The sequence below is a fragment of the Paracoccus chinensis genome (assembly GCF_900102885.1).
Lineage (GTDB): Bacteria > Pseudomonadota > Alphaproteobacteria > Rhodobacterales > Rhodobacteraceae > Paracoccus > Paracoccus chinensis.
The window spans coordinates 136,086-158,912 of record NZ_FNGE01000006.1 but is presented as its reverse complement, the minus strand read 5'-3'; the positions used below and the strand labels follow the sequence as shown (position 1 = coordinate 158,912).

Annotated in this window: 22 protein-coding genes; 4 read left to right on the top strand and 18 right to left on the bottom strand. The window is 67.7% G+C overall.

Translation table 11 applies throughout. The features are described from left to right. Positions 1 to 13 precede the first annotated feature (13 nt). From guaD to xdhA, 4 genes are read right to left on the bottom strand one after another with little or no spacing between them, the layout of a single operon-like run. Positions 14 to 1,312 carry a guanine deaminase gene (guaD, locus tag BLQ03_RS08330; protein ID WP_090754759.1) on the bottom strand — a complete coding sequence of 433 codons (1,299 nt, stop codon included), beginning with the start codon at positions 1,310 to 1,312 and terminating at the stop codon, positions 14 to 16. Between the two features lie 17 nt (positions 1,313 to 1,329). Further along, complete coding sequence (gene xdhC / locus BLQ03_RS08325; RefSeq protein WP_090754757.1) at positions 1,330 to 2,055, bottom strand: xanthine dehydrogenase accessory protein XdhC; 726 nt, start codon at positions 2,053 to 2,055, stop codon at positions 1,330 to 1,332. Then, the gene (gene xdhB / locus BLQ03_RS08320) at positions 2,052 to 4,391 is read right to left on the bottom strand and encodes a xanthine dehydrogenase molybdopterin binding subunit (RefSeq protein ID WP_090754756.1); all 2,340 of its coding nucleotides are present in this window, start codon (positions 4,389 to 4,391) and stop codon (positions 2,052 to 2,054) included. Before xdhB ends, xdhC begins: the two co-directional genes overlap by 4 nt. A 3-nt stretch (positions 4,392 to 4,394) precedes the next feature. Next, positions 4,395 to 5,834 (bottom strand): xanthine dehydrogenase small subunit, encoded by a 1,440-nt coding sequence (xdhA, locus tag BLQ03_RS08315; RefSeq protein WP_090754754.1) that lies wholly within the window; start codon positions 5,832 to 5,834, stop codon positions 4,395 to 4,397. Between the two features lie 108 nt (positions 5,835 to 5,942). Between xdhA and BLQ03_RS08310 the strand changes: the two genes are divergently transcribed. Then, a complete protein-coding gene (locus BLQ03_RS08310) occupies positions 5,943 to 6,839 on the top strand; it encodes a LysR family transcriptional regulator (protein ID WP_090754751.1) in 897 nt (298 codons plus the stop codon). A gap of 97 nt (positions 6,840 to 6,936) precedes the next feature. Here the strand turns inward: BLQ03_RS08310 and BLQ03_RS08305 are convergent, their stop codons facing one another. Both BLQ03_RS08305 and uraH read right to left on the bottom strand, forming a co-directional pair. Further along, entirely contained in the window at positions 6,937 to 8,157 is a 1,221-nt protein-coding gene (locus BLQ03_RS08305) for a urate hydroxylase PuuD (protein ID WP_090754749.1), read from the bottom strand. Between the two features lies 1 nt (position 8,158). Further along, on the bottom strand, positions 8,159 to 8,506 hold the full coding sequence (gene uraH, locus BLQ03_RS08300) for a hydroxyisourate hydrolase (protein WP_090754747.1): 348 nt from the start codon (positions 8,504 to 8,506) through the stop codon (positions 8,159 to 8,161). A gap of 110 nt (positions 8,507 to 8,616) precedes the next feature. Here uraH and BLQ03_RS08295 point away from each other — a divergent pair, with 110 nt between their 5' ends. Further along, the gene (locus tag BLQ03_RS08295) at positions 8,617 to 9,105 is read left to right on the top strand and encodes an ureidoglycolate lyase (RefSeq protein ID WP_090754745.1); all 489 of its coding nucleotides are present in this window, start codon (positions 8,617 to 8,619) and stop codon (positions 9,103 to 9,105) included. On the opposite strand, the gene rbsK is transcribed toward BLQ03_RS08295, so the two are convergent. Both rbsK and BLQ03_RS08285 read right to left on the bottom strand, forming a co-directional pair. Continuing rightward, positions 9,081 to 10,013 (bottom strand): ribokinase, encoded by a 933-nt coding sequence (gene rbsK, locus BLQ03_RS08290; RefSeq protein WP_090754743.1) that lies wholly within the window; start codon positions 10,011 to 10,013, stop codon positions 9,081 to 9,083. The two genes, BLQ03_RS08295 and rbsK, sit on opposite strands and share 25 nt — an antisense overlap. A gap of 127 nt (positions 10,014 to 10,140) precedes the next feature. After that, the gene (locus BLQ03_RS08285; protein WP_090754741.1) at positions 10,141 to 11,142 is read right to left on the bottom strand and encodes an SDR family oxidoreductase; all 1,002 of its coding nucleotides are present in this window, start codon (positions 11,140 to 11,142) and stop codon (positions 10,141 to 10,143) included. 341 nt (positions 11,143 to 11,483) lie between these two features. Here BLQ03_RS08285 and BLQ03_RS08280 point away from each other — a divergent pair, with 341 nt between their 5' ends. Together BLQ03_RS08280 and BLQ03_RS08275 are read left to right on the top strand one after the other, a co-directional pair. After that, complete coding sequence (locus BLQ03_RS08280; RefSeq protein ID WP_090754739.1) at positions 11,484 to 12,014, top strand: YciE/YciF ferroxidase family protein; 531 nt, start codon at positions 11,484 to 11,486, stop codon at positions 12,012 to 12,014. Positions 12,015 to 12,188: 174 nt separating this feature from the next. Next, positions 12,189 to 12,815 (top strand): SOS response-associated peptidase, encoded by a 627-nt coding sequence (locus BLQ03_RS08275; protein WP_175558798.1) that lies wholly within the window; start codon positions 12,189 to 12,191, stop codon positions 12,813 to 12,815. An 18-nt stretch (positions 12,816 to 12,833) separates the two neighbouring features. Here the strand turns inward: BLQ03_RS08275 and BLQ03_RS08270 are convergent, their stop codons facing one another. The 10 genes from BLQ03_RS08270 to gloB form a co-directional block, all read right to left on the bottom strand. Continuing rightward, the gene (locus BLQ03_RS08270) at positions 12,834 to 14,168 is read right to left on the bottom strand and encodes a glutamine synthetase family protein (protein WP_090754735.1); all 1,335 of its coding nucleotides are present in this window, start codon (positions 14,166 to 14,168) and stop codon (positions 12,834 to 12,836) included. 4 nt (positions 14,169 to 14,172) lie between these two features. Further along, positions 14,173 to 15,000 carry an ABC transporter permease gene (locus BLQ03_RS08265; RefSeq protein WP_090754733.1) on the bottom strand — a complete coding sequence of 276 codons (828 nt, stop codon included), beginning with the start codon at positions 14,998 to 15,000 and terminating at the stop codon, positions 14,173 to 14,175. After that, positions 14,997 to 15,881 carry an ABC transporter permease subunit gene (locus tag BLQ03_RS08260; RefSeq protein WP_090754731.1) on the bottom strand — a complete coding sequence of 295 codons (885 nt, stop codon included), beginning with the start codon at positions 15,879 to 15,881 and terminating at the stop codon, positions 14,997 to 14,999. The genes BLQ03_RS08265 and BLQ03_RS08260 overlap by 4 nt, the downstream gene beginning before the upstream one ends. Positions 15,882 to 15,931: 50 nt before the next feature. Continuing rightward, positions 15,932 to 16,720, bottom strand: a complete 789-nt coding sequence (locus BLQ03_RS08255) for a transporter substrate-binding domain-containing protein (protein WP_090754730.1) — start codon at positions 16,718 to 16,720, stop codon at positions 15,932 to 15,934. Between the two features lie 23 nt (positions 16,721 to 16,743). After that, positions 16,744 to 17,559, bottom strand: a complete 816-nt coding sequence (locus BLQ03_RS08250; protein WP_090754728.1) for an ABC transporter ATP-binding protein — start codon at positions 17,557 to 17,559, stop codon at positions 16,744 to 16,746. Positions 17,560 to 17,623: 64 nt separating this feature from the next. Further along, a complete protein-coding gene (locus tag BLQ03_RS08245) occupies positions 17,624 to 18,079 on the bottom strand; it encodes a tellurite resistance TerB family protein (RefSeq protein ID WP_090754726.1) in 456 nt (151 codons plus the stop codon). Between the two features lie 46 nt (positions 18,080 to 18,125). After that, entirely contained in the window at positions 18,126 to 18,443 is a 318-nt protein-coding gene (locus BLQ03_RS08240) for a DUF1330 domain-containing protein (protein WP_090754724.1), read from the bottom strand. 10 nt (positions 18,444 to 18,453) lie between these two features. Beyond that, on the bottom strand, positions 18,454 to 19,350 hold the full coding sequence (ppk2, locus tag BLQ03_RS08235) for a polyphosphate kinase 2 (protein WP_090754721.1): 897 nt from the start codon (positions 19,348 to 19,350) through the stop codon (positions 18,454 to 18,456). A 164-nt stretch (positions 19,351 to 19,514) separates the two neighbouring features. Next, positions 19,515 to 21,830: an ATP-dependent Clp protease ATP-binding subunit ClpA gene (gene clpA, locus BLQ03_RS08230; protein ID WP_090754720.1), complete on the bottom strand. Its 2,316-nt coding sequence runs from the start codon at positions 21,828 to 21,830 to the stop codon at positions 19,515 to 19,517. Positions 21,831 to 22,016: 186 nt separating this feature from the next. Continuing rightward, positions 22,017 to 22,757, bottom strand: a complete 741-nt coding sequence (gene gloB / locus BLQ03_RS08225; RefSeq protein ID WP_090754718.1) for a hydroxyacylglutathione hydrolase — start codon at positions 22,755 to 22,757, stop codon at positions 22,017 to 22,019. Between the last annotated feature and the right edge of the window lie 70 nt (positions 22,758 to 22,827).

Genomic DNA, 22,827 nt, shown 5'->3' with positions numbered 1-22,827 from the left:
CCGGGGCGGCTGGTCAGTTCGTCGGCTGCGCCCCCGCCTTCATTGCCCGCCCAGCGACATAGGTTTCCACCACCGCCCGGTCGTCGCCCATGACCTGAAGGATGAACAGTTCCTGCATCAGCGAGTCCACCTTGTCATGGCGCAGCCGCATCGCGGGCGTGGCGCGGGGGTCGAGCACCACGAGATCGGCATGGCGGCCCGGCTGGACGCTGCCGACGCGGTCCTCGATCCCCAGCGCAATGGCATTGCCGCGCGTGGCCCAGTGGAAGGCGGCGAAGGGGTGCATCCGCTGACCACGCATCTGGGCGATCTTGTAGGCCTCGGACAGCGTCGCCAGCATCGACCAGCTCGTGCCACCGCCAATGTCCGTGGCGACCCCGGTGACGACGCCCGCGTCCCGCATCCCCCGGTCATCGAACAGCCCCGAGCCGAGGAACAGGTTCGAGGTCGGGCAGTGGATCGCGCGCGTCCCCGTTTCGGCCATCCGCGCAATCTCGCGGGAGTTCATGTGGATCGCGTGGCCCATCAGGCTGCGCGGCCCCAGCATGCCGAAGCGGTCGTAGATGTCGAGGTAATCGCTCGCCTCGGGGTAAAGCTGCATCGTCAGCTCGATTTCGGCGCGATTCTCGTTGAGGTGCGTCTGAACCGCCAAGCTGGGGTTCTCGGCGGCTAGGGTGCCTGCCGCCCGCAACTGCTCGGGAGTCGAGGTGATCGCGAAGCGCGGCGTGATGACATATTCCAGCCGCCCGCGCCCGTGCCAGCGCTCGATCAGCGCGCGGCTGTCGTCATAGGAGGCCTGCGCCGTGTCCAGCACCGCGTCGGGCGCGTTGCGATCCATCATGACCTTGCCCGCCAGCATCGCCATGCCCCGCGCCTCGGCCGCCGCGAACAAGGCCTCGGCGCTTTCGCGATGGACAGAGCAGAAGGCGCTCACCGTGGTGGTGCCGTTCCCGATCAGCTGGTCGAGGAAGGCCTCGGCCATGCGGGCGGCATGGGCGGGGTCGCGATATTGCGCCTCGATGGGGAAGGTATGGTCGTTCAGCCAGTCCAGAAGCTGCGCAGCCCAAGCGGCTACGACCTGCACCTGCGGGAAATGAATGTGAGGATCGACGAAGCCCGCCATGATGATGTGGGGCCGGTGGTCGATTTCCTTCGCCTCGGGGTCGCGGATGTCCGCCCAGTCGCCAACGGCAAGGATGCGGCCGTCCGCGACCAGGATCGCGCCGTTTTCCCAAAAGCGGTGGCTGTCGGTGGTCTCGGCGGGATCGGCATGGAAGCTCAGCACGCGGCCGCGCAGGAGGGTCTTGGTCATGGCAGGGGGCTTTCGGTTCAGGCAGTTGCGCGGGCCGGGAGGCGGGCCAGCAGGGTAGCCATGATCTCGGCCGCCGTGAAGGCCGCGATGACCTCGGGGCGCTTGTCGCGGACGGTGCCGCCGATGGGGCAGGTCAGCGGCGCGGGATCAATGCCCTGCGCCTTGGCAAAGCGCGAGAAGGTGACGCGCTTTGTGGCGCTGCCGATCATGCCGACATAGGCGGCGTCGCCTCGCGCCAGCGCCTCGGCCGCGATGAGGAAGTCGAGAGCGTGATCGTGGGTCAGGATCACATAGGCGGACCCGGGTGGGGCGCGGCGAACCTCGGCCTCGGGCAGGGGGGTCAGTTCCCCGGGCATATCCGCCAGAGACAATTCCGCCGGACGCTGGTCGATCAGGCGCAGGTTCACCGGCAGCAGCAGCATCGCGCGAGCGAGCGCGCGCCCTACATGGCCCGCACCGAAGATCAGGACCGAGGGCCGGGGCGGCGCGGGGCTGGCGGGCTCCCGGTCCAGCGTCAGTTCCACCCGGCCGCCGCAGCACTGGCCGATCTCGGGTCCGAGGGGGATATCCATCACGGCGCGATCCTCGCCCCGCGCCAGCATCTGCCGCGCGCGGTCGATGGCGAGATATTCCAGCTGCCCGCCGCCGATGGTGCCAGTGACGGCATCGGGGCCCACCATCATCTCGGCCCCTTCCTCGCGCGGGGTCGAGCCACGGGCGCGCGTGATGCGGACGCGGATCATGCCCCGCGCAGGGCCGGTGGCCCGCCCCGCAGCCGTTCGACGGCCATCAGCACCCGTTCCGGCGTGGCGGGTGCGTCCAGCCTCGGGCACTCGCGGTAATCCGCGACCGAGGCGACGGCATGGCCGATCGCCTCGAAGACCGAGATGCCCAGCATGAAGGGCGGCTCGCCCACGGCCTTGGACCGCTTGATGGTGCGTTCCTTGTTTTCCGACCACTCGGCCAGCTTCACGTTGAAGACCTTGGGCCGGTCGGACGCCAGCGGGATCTTGTAGGTGGACGGCGCGTGGGTCCGCAGGCGCCCTTCCTTGTCCCACCACAGCTCCTCGCTGGTCAGCCAACCGGTGCCCTGAACGAAGGCGCCCTCGACTTGGCCCTTGTCCAGCGCCGGATTGATCGACCGCCCCACGTCATGCAGCACGTCGGTGCGCTCGATCACGTATTCGCCGGTCAGCGTGTCCACCGAGACCTCGGAACAGGCCGCGCCATAGGCGTAGTAGTAGAAGGGCCGCCCGCGCCCCTCGGCCCGGTTCCAGTGGATCTTGGGCGTGGCATAGAAGCCCGCCGCCCAAAGCTGGACGCGGGACAGGTAGGCCATCTCGATCACCTTGCTGAAAGGGATCGTCTCGTCGCGGACCACGACATGGTCAGGCACGAAGCGGATCTCCTCGGGTGTGGCGTCCTTGGCGGTGCAGAGGAAATCGACCAGCCGACGCTTGATCTGGTTGGCTGCATCCAGTGCCGCCATCCCATTCAGGTCCGTCCCCGAGGAGGCCGCCGTGGCCGAGGTGTTCGGCACCTTCTCGGTCGTCGTCTTCGTGACCTTGATGCGATCGAGGCCAACGGAGAACGCCTCGGCCACGATCTGCGCGATCTTGGTGTGCAGGCCTTGGCCCATCTCGCAGCCGCCGTGGTTCAGCTGGATCGAGCCGTCGGTATAGATATGGACCAGCGCGCCCGCCTGGTTGAAATGCGTGGCGGTGAAGCTGATGCCGAACTTGACCGGCGTCAGCGCGATGCCCTTGCGGATGGGACCGCCCGCGGCCTGCATCCGGGCGTTCCAGTCCAGCACCGCCTGGCGGCGGCGGGCATAGTCGCAGGACTCTTCCAGTTCCGCGAAGATGCGCGGCAGGATCATGTCCTCGACCGGCTGGTGATAGGGGGTCAGCTGGCCGTTGCGGTAAAGGTTCGCCTTGCGGACGGCCAGCGTATCCTGGCCGGTGGCATAGGCGATCTCCTCGATGATCCGCTCGGCGACGATCACCCCTTGCGGGCCGCCAAAGCCGCGGAAGGCGGTGTTCGACACCGTGTTCGTCCGCAGGGGATGCGAGCGGACCTCGACGTCGGGGTAAAAGTAAGCGTTGTCGGCGTGGAACAGCGCCCGGTCGGTCACCGCCATGCTGAGGTCGGCCGAGAAGCCGCAGCGGGCATACCAGTCGCCCTCGACGGCCAGGATACGGCCTGCCTCGTCGAAGCCGATGCTGTAGTCGACCACGAAGTCATGCCGCTTGCCGGTCGCGATCATGTCGTCGTCGCGGTCGGGGCGCAGCTTGACGGCGCGATGCCACTTCTTCGCGGCTACGGCGGCCACGCAGCAGAAGAGGTTCATCTGCGTTTCCTTGCCGCCGAAGCCGCCGCCCATCCGGCGGACGTTCACGACCACCGCGTTCGCGGGCACACCCAGCGCGTGGGCGACCATGTGCTGCACCTCGGTCGGGTGCTGGGTCGAGGTGAAGATGACGACCTCGTCATCCTCGCCCGGGATCGCAAGCGCGATCTGGGTTTCGAGGTAGAAATGATCCTGTCCGCCGATCACGAAGCGCCCGTCGATCCGGCGCGGCGCTTTCGGCAGGGCCGCCTGCGGGTCGCCCCGCCGCAGGGTCATGCCGGGAACGGCGAGTCCCCCGCCCGCCTCCAAAGCGGCGACGGGGTCCAGCACATGGGGCAGGGGCTCATAGTCGATCTTTGCCAGTCGCGCCGCGCGGCGGGCCTGCTCGCGAGTCTCAGCGATTACGGCGAAGACCGGCTGGCCGTGGAACATGACCTTGCCGTCGGCGAGGATCGGGTCGTCGTTCTTCCCGATCGGGCTCACGTCGTTCTTGCCGGGGATGTCGGCGGCGGTCAGCACGTCGATGACGCCCGGCGCAGCGCGCACCGCGTCGAGGTCCATCGACCGAATGCGCCCATGCGTGATTGTGGACAGGCCTAGATAGGCATGCAGCGCCCCCTGCGGCAGCACCAGATCGTCGGTGTAATCCGCCCGGCCGGTGACGTGCTTTTCCGCAGATTCATGCGGCGTCTCGGGCGTGACGGGCGGGGCGAGCGTTTCGTGCTTCATGGCTTATTCCCCCACGGCGCGGTTCAGGCGGACGGGAATGTCAGTCCCCGAGTTTTCCAGCCAGAACCGGCGGAAGAAGTTGGCGGCGACGGCGTGGCGATAGTCGGCAGTCGCCCGGAAATCGGTGAGCGGGGTGAAGTCATCCTTCACGGCGCGGGCCGCAGCCTCGAAGCTGGCGGCGGTGAAGGGCTGGCCCGCCAGCGCGGCCTCGGCAAGACGGGCGCGAGCGGGGATGCCGGCCATGCCGCCGAAGGCGACGCGGGCGCTGGTGATGGTGCCGCCCTCGACTTCGATGCGGAAGCCCACCGAGATGGCCGAGATGTCGGCGGACTGACGCTTGGACATCTTGTAGGCGGCGATCATCGCGGTCCCTTTCCGGGGGATCACGACGGTTTCCACGAACTCGCCCGGGCGGCGGTCCTGGCGGCCGTATTCGAGAAAGAACTGCTCAAGCGGCAACTCGCGCCGCTTGTCGCCGCGGCGCAGGACGATCCGCGCACCCAGCGCGATCAGCAGGGGCGGCGTTTCCCCGATGGGCGAGCCGTTGGCGATGTTGCCGCCGATGGTGCCCGCGTTGCGGATCTGCCAGCCGCCGATGCGGAGGAAATAGTCCTCGACCTCGGGGAAGTGGTCGTCGATCACGGGGGCGAACTCGGAATAGGTCACGCCCGCGCCGATGCGGATCTCGTCCGCGCCGACCTCGATCTCTTTCATCAGGTGGCCGATGAACACGCCGGGCGAGATCGGGCGCATCTGCTTGGTCACCCACAGCCCCACGTCCGTCGCCCCCGCGACGATGGTGGCCTGCGGGTGCTGGACCAGCACGCGGGCCAGTTCGTCCGTGTCGGCGGGCAGGATGGCGCGCTCGTCACCCCGGCTGACCTCGGCGCCCACGGGCATGGCGAAGAGCTTGGCCGCGACCTCAGCCCGTTCCAGCGTCAGGAAGTCCTGCAACTGCCCGCCCGCGCGGCCCGCGGCCAGCGCCGCCTTGACGATCGGCTCATAGCCCGTGCAGCGGCAGAGATTGCCCTGCAGCGCGGTCTCGATCTGCACCACGTCGGGGTTCTCGTGCGTCATCCACAGCCCGTAAAGCGCCATGACGAAGCCCGGCGTGCAGAAGCCGCACTGGCTGCCGTGATGGTCCACCATTGCCTGCTGGATGGGATGCAACCCGCCGTTCGGGCCGCGCAGATGCTCGATGGTGACGATGTGGCAGCGGTGGCAGGCGGCGAGGAAGCGGATGCAGGCGTTCACCGGCTCGTAGACCATCGCGCCGTCGTGCAGGCGGCCGACCAGCACCGTGCAGGCGCCGCAATCCCCCTCGGCGCAGCCTTCCTTGGTGCCGATGAGGCCCCGGCCAAGGCGCAGGAAGTCCAGCAGCGTGTCGCCGGGGCCGGCCTCGGTCAGCCGGATTTCGGTATCGTTGAGAAGAAAGCGGATCATGTGGGTGACGCCCTCGCCTGGGTGGCCCGCAGCATGACGCAACTTCACGCTTGCACAAAACGCCGGTGCACGTGAACAGTTTACGCCGTTTCATGAAAATAGGCGGCAATGTCTTATCTGGAAAGCCTCAGGGTCTTCGTGCGCGTGGTCGAGCTGGGCTCGATCACGGCGGGGGGGCGCGACATGCGGCTGTCGCCCGCCGCCGCCTCGACCCGCATCCGCGACCTCGAGGCCAAGTTCGGCGCGCGCCTGCTGAACCGCACGACCCGGACGCTGACGCCGACCGAGATCGGGCAGGTGCTGTACGAGAATGCCCGCCGGGTGCTGGCGACGCTGGACGAGGCCGAGGCGGCGGTGGCCAGCCATTCGGGCACGCCGCAGGGCGCGTTGCGCGTGGCCGCCCCCCTGGGCGCGGGGCGGCGGCTGGTCGCGCCCTTGGTGCCGCGCTTCGTGGCCGAGAACCCCGAGGTGCAGGTGCGCCTGCGCCTGTCAGACCGCGCGGTGAACATCGTCGAGGACGGGATCGATCTGGCCTTTTACCTGGGCCAGCCCGAGGACTCGACACTGATCCGCCGCAAGATCGCGGATTGCCCGCGCGTGCTGGTGGCCGCGCCCGCCTATCTGGCCCAGCACGGGACGCCCGAGGCGCCCGAGGACCTCAAGCGCCACAACTGCCTGCTGCTGCGCTTTCCCCGTTCGCCCGAATATTTCTGGATGCTGCAGACGCCCGAGGGACCGAAGAAGCTTGCCGTCGCCGGGGCCTTCGACTCCGACGATGGCGAGGTGCTGCGGAACTGGGCGCTGGACGGGACGGGGATCGCCAACCGCCCCCGCTACGAGGTGGCCGAGGCGCTGGCCGAGGGCCGCCTGATCGAGGTGCTGCCCGACACGCCTCCGGTCGCCGCCGAGTTCGGCGTCCTGACGCCGCACCGCGAGTTGCAGGACCCCAAGGTGCGGCTGTTCATCGACTTCGCCGCGCGCGAGCTGAAGGGCGCGCTGGGGTAAGGGGCTTCGCCCCGCACCGCCCTGCGGACCGCTCACCCCATGGTATTTGGATCAGGAAGAAGATGCGGGTTCTTCCTGATCCTGTCTTCAGGCCGGATCAGCCCCGCCCGGCGCTGTCGAACCAGGCGCGCAGGGTGGCGCGCTCCTCGGGCTCGATGTAGCTGACGTTGCCGGGGGGCATGGCGTCGGTCAGACCGGCCTGCAGGAAGATCTCGCGCGCATGGCGGGCGATCTGGGCGTCGCTTTCCAGGACCACGCGCTTGGGGGCGGTGGCGAGGCCCTCCCAGCTCGGCTCGGCCGCGTGGCACATCGAGCAGCGGCCCGCGACGATGTCGCGAACGGCCTCGAAATGCGGGTCGGCTGTCAGCCGAGCCTCGCGCGCGGTCAGGTCCGCCTCGCCCTCCAGCCGCTGGGTGCCCAGCGAGGACAGCCAGACGATCCCGAGGAACAGCGCCACGGTCGCGCCCCAGGTCCACCAGGGCTTGGGCTTGCCCGCGTGCGAGCTGTTGAAGAAGTGCCGGATGGTCACGCCCATCAGGAACACCAGCGCCGCGATCAGCCAGTTCCAGCGGCTCGCAAAGGCCAGCGGATAGTGGTTCGACAGCATCAGGAACACGACCGGCAGGGTCAGGTAGTTGTTGTGCGTCGAGCGCAGCTTGGCGATCTTGCCGTATTTCGGGTCGGGCGTGCGGCCCGCCTTGAGATCGGCCACGACGATCCGCTGGTTCGGGATGATGATCATGGCGACGTTGGCGGTCATGATCGTCGCCGTGAAGGCGCCGAGATGCAGCAGCGCCGCGCGACCGGTGAAGACCTGATCATAGCCCCAAGCCATGACCACCAGCAGCGCGAACAGCAGCAGCATCAGCGTGGTCGGGTTCTCGCCCAGGCGGCTCTTGCACAGGCGGTCATAGATCACCCAGCCGATCCCCAGAGACAGGGCCGAGATCAGGATGGCTGCCCACGTGGAGAGTTCCATCTTGGCGGGGTCGATCAGGTAAAGCTCGGCCTGCGCCCAGTAGAGCACCATCAGCATGGCGGCGCCCGACAGCCAGGTGGCATAGCTTTCCCACTTAAACCAGGTCAGGTGCTCGGGCAGCCGCTCGGGTGCGACCAGGTACTTGGTGATGTGGTAGAAGCCACCGCCGTGGACCTGCCATTCCTCACCATGCGCCTTCTCGGGCAGGCCGGGGGCCTTCCGCAGGCTCAGGTCCAGCGCGATGAAGTAGAAGGAGGACCCGATCCAGGCAATGGCGGTGATGACATGCAGCCAGCGGATCGCGAAGGCGGCCCAGTCGTGAAGGATGACGCCGTCCATCTCAGCTGCCCCGATAGGTGGAATAGCCGTAGGGCGAGACCAGCAGCGGGACGTGGTAATGGTCGTCCTCTGCCATGCCGAAGCGGATCGGCACCTCGTCCAGGAAGCGCGGCGTCTCGGCCTGGTGGTGGCCGTCGAGCCACTCGCCGACATGGAAGACCAGTTCGTAGCGGCCGGCCTTGAACTCGCCCTGCGGCAGGATCGGGCCGTCGGTGCGGCCGTCGTCGTTCGTCACCACCTCGCGCAGGGCGCGCCGTTCGCCGTCCAGCGCGTAAAGCGTGATCCGCATCCCCGCCGCCGGGCGTCCCCGCGCGGTGTCCAGCACATGGGTCGTCAGAAATCCGGCCATCCGGCCCCCCGTTCATCTTTGCTGCTGCCGTGATAGGGCAGGTTCACCCGCGCTGGACAGTGGCCCAGACCACATTCAGCTTATCGTTTCGCAGAAGAATGAGGGAAGGGATGGACGACAATCGCATCATCAGGGCCGAGCCGCTGACCGCCGAAGCCTTCGCGCCTTGGGGCGAGGTGCTGGAGACCACGGGCGAGCCCGACCGCATCATCAATGAGGGCCGCTGCGGCCGCTGGCATGACCGCGCCCGGCTGGATGTCGAGGGGCGGGCGGGGATCTCGATCTTCCGGTCGCAAAAGGTCGCGATGCCTTACGCCTTCCGGCTGGTCGAGCGGCATCCGCTGGGGTCTCAGGCCTTCCTGCCGATGACCGAGCATCCCTTCCTGGTGATCGTCGCCCCGGACGAGGGCGGTCAGCCGGGCCGCCCGCGCGCCTTCGTGACCGAGCCGGGGCAGGGGATCAACCTTGCGCGCGGGGCTTGGCACGGGGTGCTGACGCCGCTGGCCGATCCGGGGCTGTTCGTGGTGGTGGACCGCTGCGCCGAGGGACCAAACCTCGAGGAATACCGTTGGGATCAGGACTGGACGGTGGTGGCCTGAAAAGCCGCGAATTCCTCTGCCGAGGCGTATGACCCCTGTGCGCCCGGCTTCGTCACCGACAGCGCGGCATAGCCGGCGGCTTGGGCCAGCGCCTGCTCGGGCGCTTCGCCCGCCGCGAGGAAATGGGCGAAGGCGCCGATGAAGGCGTCCCCCGCGCCGGTCGTATCCACGGGCCGGACGCGGATGGCGGGGATCGACGTCACGCCGTCGGCCGTCACCAGACGCGCGCCGCGCGCGCCCAGAGTCACCACGACGTTGCCGATGCCGTGGGCGAAGAGGCTCTGCGCGGCGGCGGCGATCTCGTCCTCGGTCGTGACGGGCAGGCCGGTCAGCAGGGCGAGTTCGGTCTCGTTGGGGCAGAACCATGCGAGGCCATGAAGCTGCGCCAGATCCAGCCCCGGCGCGGCGGGGGCGGGGTTCAGGATCGCGGGAACGCCGATCCGCTGGGCGAGCTTGATCGCGTGGTAGACCGTCTCAAGCGGCACCTCGAGTTGCAGCAGGATCAGGTCGCAGGTGGCCATATCCTCCGCCGCTGCGTCCACGTCGGCGGGCGTCAGCGTCCCGTTCGCCCCGGCCACAATGACGATCACGTTCTCGCCCGAAGGGTCCACGAAGATCGAGGCCACGCCGTTCGCCGTGCCCTGCGCCACCCGCGCATGGGTCAGGTCGATGCCCTGGTCCGCGAGGTTCCGCAGCACGTCCCCGCCAAAGGAATCGTCGCCGACCCGCGTGACCATCGTCACCTGCGACCCCAGCCGCGCCGCCGCGACGGCCTGGTTCGCGCCCTTGCCGCCGAAGTGGGTGGCGAAATGCGAGCCTGCCAGCGTCTCGCCGGGTCCCGGCATCCGGGGCACATTGGTCACAAGATCGACGTTGTTCGACCCGATCACCGCGATCCGTCCGGCCATGCATGATCCCTTCCGCGCTGTCCCCGCGCCCTTGGCGCGCCTGCCGGATCAAACCGCAACGCCCCGGGATCGTCAAAGCCGGACTGAACGGCCGCCCTTGAAGGACGGCCGCAGTGGTTTCCGCCTGTCAGCGGCGGCGCAGCACCAGATAGCCCAGCGAGCCCAGCACGGTCGCTGCCAGGACCGAAGCCGTCACGGGGCTGTTCATGGCGACCTCGGCGATCGGCGCGGTCGGGCGCTTGCTGCCATCCACGCCGCGGACCTGCGCCTCGCCGCCGCCTTCCCGCAGGTTTCCGGGCGAGTTCCCGGTTTCCTCGCCCAGCTGGGCCTCGAACATCATGGCCTCGCTGAGACGGTCCATCAGGCGGGGGGCGACATTGGACAAGCCCGCCGTCATGGGCGCGTTTGCCCCGACGAAGGAGTCGCGCACCGGATGCTGGGCCGCGTTCAGGATCGCGCGGGCGATGCGCGAGGGGTCCACGACCGGCGGCGGCAGCTTGGGTCTGCGTCCGGTGTAGTTCCGGACCTTGTCGGGCAGGGGCGTCCCCGAGGACCAGGGCTTGATCAGCGTGACCGAGATCGGCGCGCCGCGATGCTCAAGCTCCATCCGCAGGGCGTCGGTGAAGCCTTTGACGGCGTGCTTCGAGGCCGAATAGATCCCCTGCAACGGGATGGCGCGGTCCGACCCGACGCTGCCCATGTTGATCAGCGCGCCGCCGCCTGCCGCTTCCAGGTGCGGGATGGCCACCATCGCGCCGTTGACGAGGCCCCAGAAGTTCACCTCGAAGAGCTGGCGCATGTCCTCCTCGGGGACCTGCTCCAGCGTGCCCCAGATCCCGACGCCCGCGTTGTTGACCCAGGTGTCGATGCGCCCGAAGCGTTCCACGGCCAGGCGGGCCAGCCGTTCCAGCTCGGACCGCTGCGTGACGTCGGTGGCGACGACCAGCGCCTCGCCGCCGCCCGCGATGATCTCCTGCGCGATCTCCTGCAGGGCCGCGCCGCTACGGGCGGCCAGCACGACCCTGGCGCCGCGCCGCGCGGCCATGAGGGCCGCCTCGGCCCCGAAACCGCTGGAGGCGCCGGTGATGACGATGACCTGCTTCGACAGGGGTTTCAGCTTCACCGCCATGGTCACACCATCCCTGCAGGGTTGCGGCAGGTCGTCGGCCGCGATTGCTCGATCCTGCCGGTAGCGAGGCCGAAAGGACAGGGCGCGACAGGAAGCAGCGCGCCGGGTGCGTCGTCCATGATGCCATGCGTTCGCGTGTTGATCATCTTCCCGATGCCTCATGCGTGGTTCCGGGTCGAACGACAGGCGGGGGACGTTCGATCCGGCACGCCTGTCGACCTTATCATTTTTTAGTCACAAGCCGCGGCACCCGAGAGCGGGTCAGGAACTTACCTCTCGCAGCCTGGCCGGGGCCCGCCGCGGACCGGCCATGGGCCGACCAACACAGACAGGAGCTTCTCATGGCGACTCAGAAAACCCTCGAGGATGCGTTCAACAACGGCCTCAAGGACGTCCTTTATGCCGAGCGCACCTCGGTCCGCGCGCTGAAGAAGGCGGCCAAGGCCGCGCAGAACGACGAGTTGCGCCAGGCGCTGGAACAGCACGCGCAGGAAAGCGAAGGGCAGATCGAGCGTCTTCAGCAGGTCTTCGAGATCATCGGCAAGGCGGCGCGCGGCAAGATCTGCGAAAGCATCCAGGGCCTGAACGCCGAGCTTGAGGACCATCTCGAGGAGTTCAAGGACAGCGAGGCCGCCGATGCCGTCCTGATCGCCGGCGCCCAGGCGATGGAGCATTACGAGATCGCCCGCTACGGCACCCTGCGCACCTGGGCCCAGCAGCTCGGCATGGAAGATGCCGCCCGCCTGCTCGAGGAAACGCTGGAGGAGGAAAAGCGCACCGACGAGCTGCTGACCCAGATCGCCGAGCGCGCCAACCAGCAGGCCGACCAGGGCGAGGGCGAGCAGATGGAAGGCGGCGAAGGCCGCGAGTGATCCCTTCCGCAGGCTCCGCGCCCGCAGGGTTTCATGCAGAACGAGCCGCGGCGTCATCGCGCCGCGGCTTCGTCATTCCGCAGGGGAGCCGCAGGGCGCCTTCGTGCATCCAAGGCGGCAGTCGTGCGTTGGCACGGGGCACGGCCTCGGGCGCAGGGCGAAAGGACGACCATCTTGTGCAATCTTTACAGCCACACGCGGGCGGTGGACGCCATTCGCCAGCTTTTCCCCGACCAGTCCTTTCAGAACAACGCGGGCAACCTTGAAGGCGGGCAGGTCTATCCCGACCAGCGTGCGCCCATCCTGCGCCATGGGGACGAGGGGCTGGAACTGGCCCTGGCGCGCTGGGGACTGCCATCCCCGCCTTCGGTCCTCAAGACGGAACGCGATCCGGGCGTGACCAACGTGCGCAACACCGGCTCGCCCCACTGGCGGCCCTGGCTGGGGCCCGCGCACCGCTGCCTTGTTCCGCTCACCTCCTTCGCCGAGCGCACGAAGGGCGGCAACCAGTGGTTCGCGCCAGCGGACGAGGACGCGCCCATGTTCTTCGCGGGGCTCGAGGTGCGCGGCTGGCGGTCGGTGCGCAAGGTGAAGGACGGCGAGACCACCGATGATCTTTACGCCTTCCTTACCTGCCCGCCGAACGCCGAGGTGGGCGCGATCCATCCCAAGGCCATGCCGGTGATCCTGACCACCCCCGAGGAATGGGACGCATGGCTGACCGCCCCCTTCGAGCGGGCCCGCGCCTTGCAGCGCCCCCTGCCGGACGGGGCGCTGCGGCTGGTCGAAGGGCCGCTGTAGCGGCCCGCCCGGTGCGCGTCAGACCGTGTCCAGATACAGCTCGATCGTCTCGGCGTCCGACAGCTCGGCCATGTAGTGCAACTCCTGCCGCTTGGTCATCAGCAGGTTCTCGATCAGGTGCTGCGGGAAGATGCGCCGGATGTCGGGGCATTTCTCGAAGCAGTCGATGGCCCCGGCCCAGGTTCCCGGCAACTGCTGCAGGTCATGGTCATAGGCGTTGCCCGTGATCGGTGCCGGGCAGTCCAGCCGGTCCTCGATCCCGTTCAGCGCCGCGCCCAGGATCGCAGCGACGGTCAGATAGGGGTTCACGTCGCCGCCGGGCGTCCGATGTTCGATCCGCCGCGCCTTGTGATGCGAGGACGGGATGCGGATCGCAGAGGTCCGGTTCTCGTAGGCCCAGCCGATGCCGGTCGGGGCATGGGCATTCGGGACCAGCCGGTCATAGCTGTTCTCATGCGGCGCGAACAGCAGGGTGGATCCCGGCATGGCCCGCAGGCAGCCTGCGACGGCATGGCGCAGCATGGGTGATCCGGCCTCGGTCCCGTCGTCGAAGATGTTGTTTCCCTCGGCGTCCAGGATCGAGAAATGCATGTGCATCCCGTTGCCGTTGAACACGTCATAGGGCTTGGCCATGAAGGACCCGGCGAAGCCGAAGCGCCGGGCGATGCCCTTGACCAGCATCTTGAACAGCCAGGCGTCGTCCGCCGCCTTCAGCGGATCGGGCTGGTGCATCAGGTTGATCTCGAACTGCCCCGGCGCGGCTTCCGAGATCGCGGTGTCGGCGGGAATGTCCATCGCCTCGCAGCCGTCGTAAAGCTGCGTGAAGAAGCGGTCGAAGGCGTCGAGCGCGCGCAGGGACAGGGTTTCCGCCCCCGTCCGCCGCTTGCCCGACCGGGGCGAGGGCGGCACCTGCAATTCGCCGAACTTGCTGTCGTCGATCAGGAAGAATTCCAGCTCGGTCGCCACCACGGGCGTCAGTCCGGCCGCCTTGTAGCGGTCCATGACGCGGGCGAGCGCCTGCCGCGGGCAGCCGTCATAAGGGCGCCCGTCGGGGTGGAACATCCACAAGGGCAGCAGGCCCGTGGGCGCGTCCAGCCAAGGCATCGGCATGAAGCCCCGCTCGGTCGGCATCAGAAGCCCGTCCGGGTCGCCGGCCTGGAAGACAAGGGGGCTGTCCTCGACGTCCTCGCCCCAAATGTCCATGTTGAGAACGGAATAAGGGAACTTGGTCCCCTCCGTCAGCAGCTTGTCGGCAAAGCGGGCGGGCACGCGCTTGCCGCGCGCGACCCCGTTCAGGTCCGATGCGGCCACGCGGATCGTCTTGACTTCAGGGTGTTCCCTCAGCCAGTCCATGATGTCACCTGAAAAGATTGGGCCGATAGCGCAGCCGCTTGGCCGCGCCCGGCAGATGGCGGTTCAGCCGCCGGTTGACGACCCCGAAAAGCCCGATCAGGCACAGGGTCAGAAGGATGAAGTAGCCCGCCACGATGGGATAGGCCACGAAGGGGTTGAAGGTCTTGTCGGCGAAGTAGCTGGCGTAATAGAGGCTGTCGCCCATCTGCTGGATCGCTGGAAAGGCCGAAAAGAAGACCAGCGTCGTGGCGTGGAACAGGAAGATCGCCTCGTTGGTATAGGCGGGCCAGGCCAGCCGCATCATCGTCGGCCAGACGATGCGGCGGAACCGCTTCCAGCCGGTCAGGCCATAGGCGTCGGCGGCTTCCAGGTCGCCCTTGGGTACGTTCCTCAGCGCGCCGTGGAAGATCTCGGCCGAATAGGCGGCGGTGTTCAGGGTCAGGACGATCAGCGCGCCCGCCCAGGCGCGGGTCAGCCAGCCGGTCGGCAGGGTCAGGCCGAGCAACTGCACGCCTTCGCGCGGCAGCAGAACCAGCGCCGAATAGGCCAGGAAGAACTGGATGAAGAGCGGGCTGCCCCGGAAGACGAAAATGAAGCCATCGGCCGGGCGGCGGAGCCACGGGTTGCGGCTGGCCTTGGCCAGCGCCAGCCCGTTCGCCAGAACGAAGCCGAAAGCCAGCGACAGGATGACGAAGTAAAGGTTCCAGATCAGTCCCGAGCCGATCAGCACGAACTGCTGGCACAGCGTGAAGTCGGTCCGCGGCAGCAGCCGCTCGCCGATCCCGATCGAGCGCAGGCCGTAATCCGCGATGGTTTGCAGGCACTCGTTCATGCGGTGGTGCCCGCCTTGCGCATGGCCTCGCCCGCCATGGTCGCCTGTCCGCGCGACAGGCGGCCCGCCAGCCGGTCGATCAGCCGCTGCGAGATCCAGGTCATGCCGAGATAGAAGACCAGCAGCGCCAGGAAGTACCACACGCGCCAGTCGCCATGCGGATAGGCATAGGTTGTTGTCTTGGACCCGCCGAGTTCGCGCGCCCAGTAGACGATGTCCTCGACCCCCAGCAGGAACAGAAGGGGCGTCGCCTTGATGAGGATCATCCACAGATTCGACAGGCCGGGCAGGGCATAGGTCCACATCTGCGGGATCAGGATGCGCCGGTCGATCTGGCGCGGGGTCATGCCGTAGGCCTCGGCCGTTTCAAGCTGGGCGCGCGGCACCGCACCCATCGCCCCGTAAAGGACATTGGCTGCGAAAGCGCCGAAGACAAAGGCAAAGGCCGCCACGGCCAGCGCGATGCCGTAAAGGTCGTGCACCCATTCGGGACTGGTGGACAAGGGCATCTTGGCGGCGGCGCAGACCACGAACTCGTTGCCCTGCCGCACCGGGACCGAGGGGTCGCAAAGGACGCGCGAGCGCAGCCACTCGATCCCCTGGTCCAGCGCGATGGGCACGAAAAGGAAGAAGACCACGTCCGGCACGCCGCGCACGATGGCGGCATAGGTCCGCCCGATCCAGCGCAGCGGCGCCACGGGCGAACGCGCGGCCAGCGCCCCCAGGAAGCCCAGCAGCAGCGCCGCAGGCGCGGTCACCGCCAGCAGCCCCAGCACCGTGCCGAAGGACGCATAGAACAGCATGTGCGTCCCCGAGGTGAGGTAGCACAGCATCCAGGCGAGCCCTTCAAGGGCCTTGGGGTCGGCGCACATGGCGAACATGGTAGGGTCAGGCCGCCGCCCGCACCGGGACGGCGGCCCCTTTCAGAGGGTCAGTTCGAGGCGGCGGCAGGCGCGGCAGCCGCGTCGGTGGCGGCACCGCCCTCGGCGGCCATGCCAGCGAAGGTCTTGGCCTCGGCGCCCAGCCACTTGACGATCAGCGCGTCCAGCGAACCGTCGGCCTTCATGTCGGCGATGGCCTTGTCGAAGCGGGCCTTCAGTTCGGTGTCCGACTGGCGCATCCCGATGCCCAGGCCCTCGCCCACGACGACGCGATCCTGGCCGTCGACCCAGACGAGATCCTCGGAATCGCGCTCGAAGGGCACGAGGAAGTCGCGGTCGGCGAAGACGGCGTCGGCCTCGCCGTTGCGGACGGCGGCGATGGCTTCCTCGCCGGTGGCGAACTCGACCAGGGTTGCGCCGGATTCAGCCACATAGCCCGCCTGGATGGTGTTGGTCTGCGCGGCCACGATGCCCTTCACGTCGGCGTCGGGCGTCAGCGCCACATAGGCCGAGGGCGGGGGCGGCGTGTAGGCGTCCGAGAAGGCAATGGACTTGCGGCGTTCGTCGGTGATGTTCATCCCCGCCATGATCGTGTCGTAGTTGCCGCTGACGAGGTTCGGGATGATCGAATCCCAGTCGTTGCGGACCCAGGTGCACTCCGCCTGGATGCGCTTGCACAGCTCGTTGCCCAGCTCGATCTCGAAGCCGTCCACCTCGCCCTTCTCGTTGACGAAGTTGTAGGGAGGATAGGCGCCCTCGGTGCCCATCCGCAGCGGCTCGGCCAGGCTTGCGCCCGCGCTCAGGGCCAGCACGGCGGCGGCGATCAGCAGGTTCTTCATGGTGGTCTCCCGTCGGTTATGTCTCAGGCGCTCATCGTGGCGCTGAGGAATTGGCGCAGCCGGTCGGTCCGGGGGGCGCGGAAAATCTGGTCGGGCGGGCCTTCCTCCTCGATCCGGCCCTGGTGCAGGAACACCACGTGGTCGCTGACATCGGCCGCCAGCCGCATGTCGTGGGTGACGAGGATCATGGTCCGGTGCTCGGCCGCGAGATCCTTGATGACCTTCACGACCTCCTGCTGCAGCTCGGGGTCGAGCGCGCTGGTGGGTTCGTCGAAGAGAAGCGCCCGAGGCTCCATGCAGAGCGCGCGGGCAATGGCGGCGCGCTGCTGCTGACCACCCGAAAGCTGCGCGGGCCAGGCGTCGGCCTTGTCGCCGATGCCGACCTTGTCCAAGAGCTTGCGGGCGCGCGCCTCGACCTGTCCCGCGGGCTGGCCCAGCACGGTCACGGGCGCCTCCATGACGTTCTGCAGGATGGTCATGTGGGACCACAGGTTGAACTGCTGGAACACCATGGACAGGTTGGTGCGAAGGCGGCGGACCTGCGCGCGATCGGCGGGCTGGCGGTCGGGGCCGGCGCCGGTCCAGCGGACGGGCTCGCCCTCGATCACGATCTCGCCCGCCTGGCTGATTTCCAGCAGGTTGCAGCAGCGCAGCAGCGTGGACTTCCCCGAGCCGGACGAGCCGATCAGCGTGACGACATGGCCGCGCGGCGCCGTCATGTCCACGCCCTTGAGCACCTGCAGCGGACCATAGGCCTTGTGCAGCCCGCGGATCTGGATGACCGGGGCGGGCGCCGCGTCGTCGGCGGGCAGGCGGGATCGAAGGGCTTGCGCTGTCATGGCCTGCGCATCTGGCGTGAATCCGGGCTGGATTGCAACGGGGATGTCGGAACGTCAGGCGCGCTCAGCGCCCCGAGGCGGCGCCGGCGACCTGCTGGCGCTGCTGCGCGCTTTCCACGTCGCTGACGCCCAGAAGGCTGGCGACCAGCCGGATCATCGCGTCCTCGTCGGCGCTGCGTGTGCCGTCGGCCAGCGCGATCTCCCACAGGGCGCCGATGATCTCGGCCCGTTCTTCCAGCGCGATGCGGTCCTTGATGGCGCGGGTGAAGCGCACGGTGTCGGGTGCCTCGGCCTCGATCATCTCGGCCGCGGCGCGGCGGTCGGCCGCATCCGCCGCAGACAGGCTGCGGCGGCGGGCCAGCAGCGCGTCGATATGCGTCCGCTCGTCCTTGCCGTAATGATTGTCGGCGCGCGCGATCCGCACCATCAACGCGGCGATCGCAACCTCCGCGTCATCATGCGACAGCGTGGTTTCGGGAGGATCGTCTCCCAGCAGGCGGGGCAGCAGGCTACGGAACATGGCTTTATTATCAGTGCCCTTTCCAGCCTGCGCAAGTTAAAGAAGATCAGTTGCTTCCATCGGCGCGATCCGGCTGATCCCAGCCGTCGACGATGGCCAGGTCGGCAGTGCCGGCGGGCTGCCGCAGCGCCAGCGCGGCCTGATACTCGGGGCTGTGGTAACAGGCCTCGGCCGCCTCGCGCGAGGGGAACTCGATCACCACGGCGCGGGGGCGAAGCGTGCCCTCCATCACCTGCTGGTCGCCGCCCCGGACAAGGAAGCGGGCGCCGTATTTCCCGAAGGCGGCGGCATTGGCCTCGCGATAGGCGCCGTAGGCCTCGGGGTCATCGACGGTGACATGGGCGATCCAGTAGGCTTTGGGCATCGGGGTGCTTTCAGTAGCGTTCGGGAACAAAAAGGTCGCGCGGCAGGACGTCGCGCTCATAGTCCGGGTTGAAGACGCGCTCGGGCAGGGTGATCGGGTCGTATTCGACCTCGGTATAGGGGATGAGGCTCAGAAGATGGCTGATGCAGTTCAGCCGCGCCCGCTTCTTGTCGTTGCCCGGAACGATATACCAGGGGGCCTCGGGGATCGAGGTGCGTTCGAACATGTCCTCCTTGGCCTTGGTATAGGCCTCCCAGCGGACGCGGGACTGCAGGTCCATCGGCGACAGCTTCCACTGCTTCAGGGGATCGTGGATGCGCATGAGGAAGCGCATCTGCTGTTCAACGTCGGTGATCGAGAACCAGTATTTCACCAGCCGGATGCCCGAGCGGACCAGCATCCGCTCGAATTCGGGGACGTCGCGGAAGAACTGCTCGACCTCGTCCTCGGTGGCGAAGCCCATCACGCGTTCAACGCCCGCGCGGTTGTACCAGCTGCGGTCGAACAGCACGATCTCGCCGCCCGCGGGCAGGTGCGGGACATAGCGCTGGAAATACCACTGGGTCTTTTCGCGGTCCGAGGGCGCGGGCAGGGCCACGGTGCGCACGACGCGGGGGTTCAGGCGCTGGGTGATGCGCTTGATGACGCCGCCCTTGCCGGCCGAATCGCGGCCCTCGAAGATGACGACGACCTTTTCCCTGTGATGGGCGACCCAGCTCTGCAGCTTGATCAACTCGGCCTGAAGGCGCAGCAGCTCGTGGAAATAGATCTTCTTGGGAAGCGGGTTGGGATGCATCTCGCGATAGGCTGCCGCGATCTGCAGGGGCAGCGCCGTATCCTCGAGTTCCAGTTCGACGTCCTCGTCGAGCGCCTCATCGAATGCGCGCAGATCGAGGCTCGTTACCATGTTCCAGTCCCTTTCCGATGATCAGACAGGCCTTGAAGCATGAACAGGTGACAGGATCATGACAGCCGGATGACGAAGGCGCGGGGCGCGGGAAGCGGGGAGCGCTCTGGCCGTGGAAGCATGAAGAAAGGCGCCCCAAAGGGCGCCTTTCAAGGTCGCGGGCCTTACTCGGCCGTCAGAAGCGGCGTGCGGTCCTTGCCCAGCCGCGGCGTACCGGGGCCCTCGATGTCGAAGACCGGCTTGTCGTCCTCGATGCGGACCTTGACGATCCCGCCCTTGATCAGGCGGCCGAACAGAAGTTCCTCGGCCAAGGGCTTCTTGATCGTCTCCTGGATGACGCGGGCAAGCGGTCGCGCGCCCATCCGGTTGTCGTAGCCCTTTTCCGCCAGCCAGTTCGCAGCCTCGGAGGTCAGCTCGATATGGACGTTGCGGTCCATGAGCTGGGCTTCCAGCTGCAGGATGAACTTCTCGACCACCTGCACGATCACCTCGCGCGAGAGCGGCGCGAAACTGATCACCGCGTCAAGCCGGTTGCGGAACTCGGGCGTGAAGGTGCGCTCGATCGCTTCCTTGTCCTCGCCCTCGCGGCGGTCGCGGCCGAAGCCGATGGCCGCGCGGGCCTGGTCGGCGGCACCCGCGTTCGAGGTCATGATCAGGATCACGTTGCGGAAGTCCACCTGACGGCCGTTGTGGTCGGTCAGCTTCCCGTGGTCCATCACCTGCAGCAGGATGTTGTAGACATCGGGGTGCGCCTTCTCGATCTCGTCCAGCAGCAGCACGCAATGCGGATGCTGGTCCACGCCGTCGGTCAGAAGCCCGCCCTGGTCGAAGCCGACATAGCCCGGAGGCGCGCCGATCAGGCGGGACACCGCGTGCTTCTCCATGTATTCCGACATGTCGAAGCGCAGCAGTTCGACGCCCAGGGTGTTGGCCAGCTGCTTGGCAACCTCGGTCTTGCCGACGCCGGTCGGCCCCGCGAACAGGTAGTTGCCGATAGGCTTCTCCGGTTCACGCAACCCGGCACGGGCCAGCTTGATCGAGGAGGCCAGCGCCTCGATGGCGCTATCCTGCCCGAAGACCAGCCGCTTGAGCGTCTTCTCCAAGTCGCGCAGCACCTCGGCGTCGTCCTTGCTGACGCTTTTCGGGGGAATGCGGGCGATCTTGGCGACGACCGCCTCGATCTCCTTGGGCGAGATCACCTTCTTGCGGCGGCTTTCGGCCACCACATGCTGGGCCGCCCCCGCCTCGTCGATCACGTCGATTGCCGAGTCCGGCAGCTTGCGGTCGTTGATGTAGCGCGAAGCCAGTTCCACCGCGGTCTTGATCGCCTCAGAGGTATAGCGCAGCTCGTGATGCTTCTCGAACGAGGGCTTGAGGCCCATCAGGATCTTGATCGCATCCGGCACCGAAGGCTCGTTCACGTCGATCTTCTGGAAGCGGCGGGACAGCGCCCGGTCCTTCTCGAAGTGCTGGCGGAACTCCTTGTAGGTCGTTGACCCCATGCAGCGCAGCTTGCCGCCCGACAGCGCGGGCTTGAGCAGGTTCGACGCGTCCATCGCGCCGCCCGAGGTCGCCCCCGCGCCGATCACCGTATGGATCTCGTCGATGAAGAGGATCGCGTCGGGATGCTCCTCAAGCTCCTTCACGACGGCCTTCAGCCGTTCCTCGAAGTCGCCGCGATAACGGGTGCCCGCCAGCAGCGCGCCCATGTCCAGCGAGAAGATCGTGGCGCCCGCCAGCACGTCCGGCGTCTCTCCGCGCGTGATCTTCAGCGCCAGCCCTTCTGCGATGGCGGTCTTGCCCACGCCCGGGTCGCCCACCAGCAGCGGGTTGTTCTTGCGGCGGCGGCAGAGCACCTGGATGCAGCGCTCGACCTCGTCGGCGCGGCCGATCAGCGGATCGACGTCGCCCTGCGAGGCCTTGGCGTTCAGGTCCACGCAATACTTGGCCAAGGCCGAATCCTCCTTGCCCTGCCGTTCCTCGGTCTGGGACTGCTCGGCCTCGGCACCCTTGACCGGGCGCGATTCCGAAAACGAGGGGTTCTTCGCCACCCCATGGGCGATGAAGTTCACCGCGTCGTAGCGGGTCATGTCGAGTTCCTGCAGGAAGAACGCGGCATTGGATTCCCGCTCGGCAAAGATGGCGACCAGCACGTTGGCGCCCGTGACCTCGCTGCGGCCCGAGCTTTGGACATGGATCGCGGCGCGCTGGATGACGCGCTGGAAGGCGGCGGTGGGCACCGCCTCGGACCCGTCCACGTCGGTGATCAGGGTGGAAAGGTCGTCGTCGATGAACTCGGTCAGCATCCGCCGCAATTCGTTCAGATCGACGTTGCAGGCGCGCATGACGCGCACCGCATCGGGTTCATCGGTCAGGGCCAGAAGAAGATGTTCAAGCGTGGCGAGTTCATGGCGGTGGCGGTTGGCCAGCGACAAGGCGGAATGGATCGCCTGTTCCAGGGTGGTCGAGAAGGACGGCACGGCACTGCTCCTGTCAGTCGACTGGCGGTCTGGGCCCCGTGAGGGTCCCACCTGACCAGACTGTCACGATACGATTAAGAATTGGTGCATTTCGGCGCGGCGCAAGGGATTTGTTGGGCAGACGCGGCCGATAGGCTTCCGGTTGAGACAGATGTGATCACGACGCACCATGCTTTCAAGCACCCGTCATCCCCGGAACGAGTCCTTGGCCGCGCGCAGCCGCGTGAAGCTGTCCAGCGGGGACTCGTCCGGTTGCGCCAGTTCGGCCGCGCGCAGGAAGGGATTGGTGGCCTTCTCATCCCCAAGCGTCGCGGGCGAGGCCGGGCGGTCGCCCGCAAGCGTGGCGTCCAGCCGGGCCCGCAGCGCCTCGTTCCCCGGGTCGACGGACACCGCAAAGGCGCCGTTCCCGCGCGCATAATCGTGGCCCGAGCAGACCAGGGTCTCGTCCGGCAAGGCCGCCAGCTTCGACAGCGAGGACCACATCTGCGCGGCCGTCCCCTCGAACAGCCGCCCGCAGCCTATGGCCATCAGGCTGTCGGCGGTGAAGACCAGACCCGCGTCGGGCATATGGAAGGCCACGTGGCCGACCGTGTGACCCGGCACGTCGATGACATTCAGCGACTGGCCGCAGACCTCGGTCCATTCGCCCGTTTCCAGTGCGCGGTCCAGCGGGGGCAGGCGGCTTGTGTCGGCCATGTTCCCCCAGACCTGGGCGCCGGTCGCGGCCACGATCTCGGGCACGGCCTGGATATGATCGTCATGGTGATGGGTCAGCAGAATGACATCGAGGCTCCAGCCCCGGCCCCGCAGTTCGGAAAGGACGGGCCCCGCTTCGGGCGCGTCGATCAGCACCGTGCAGCCCCGGTCGTGGACAAGATAGGCATAGTTGTCGTTCAGGCAGCGGATCGTCACCAGTTCGGCCATGATGTTCTCCTTGTGGGGCCGAGGTTAGGCGCGGCCGTGCGGCTTGGCAAACCGGGGGCACCGGCTTGACGGC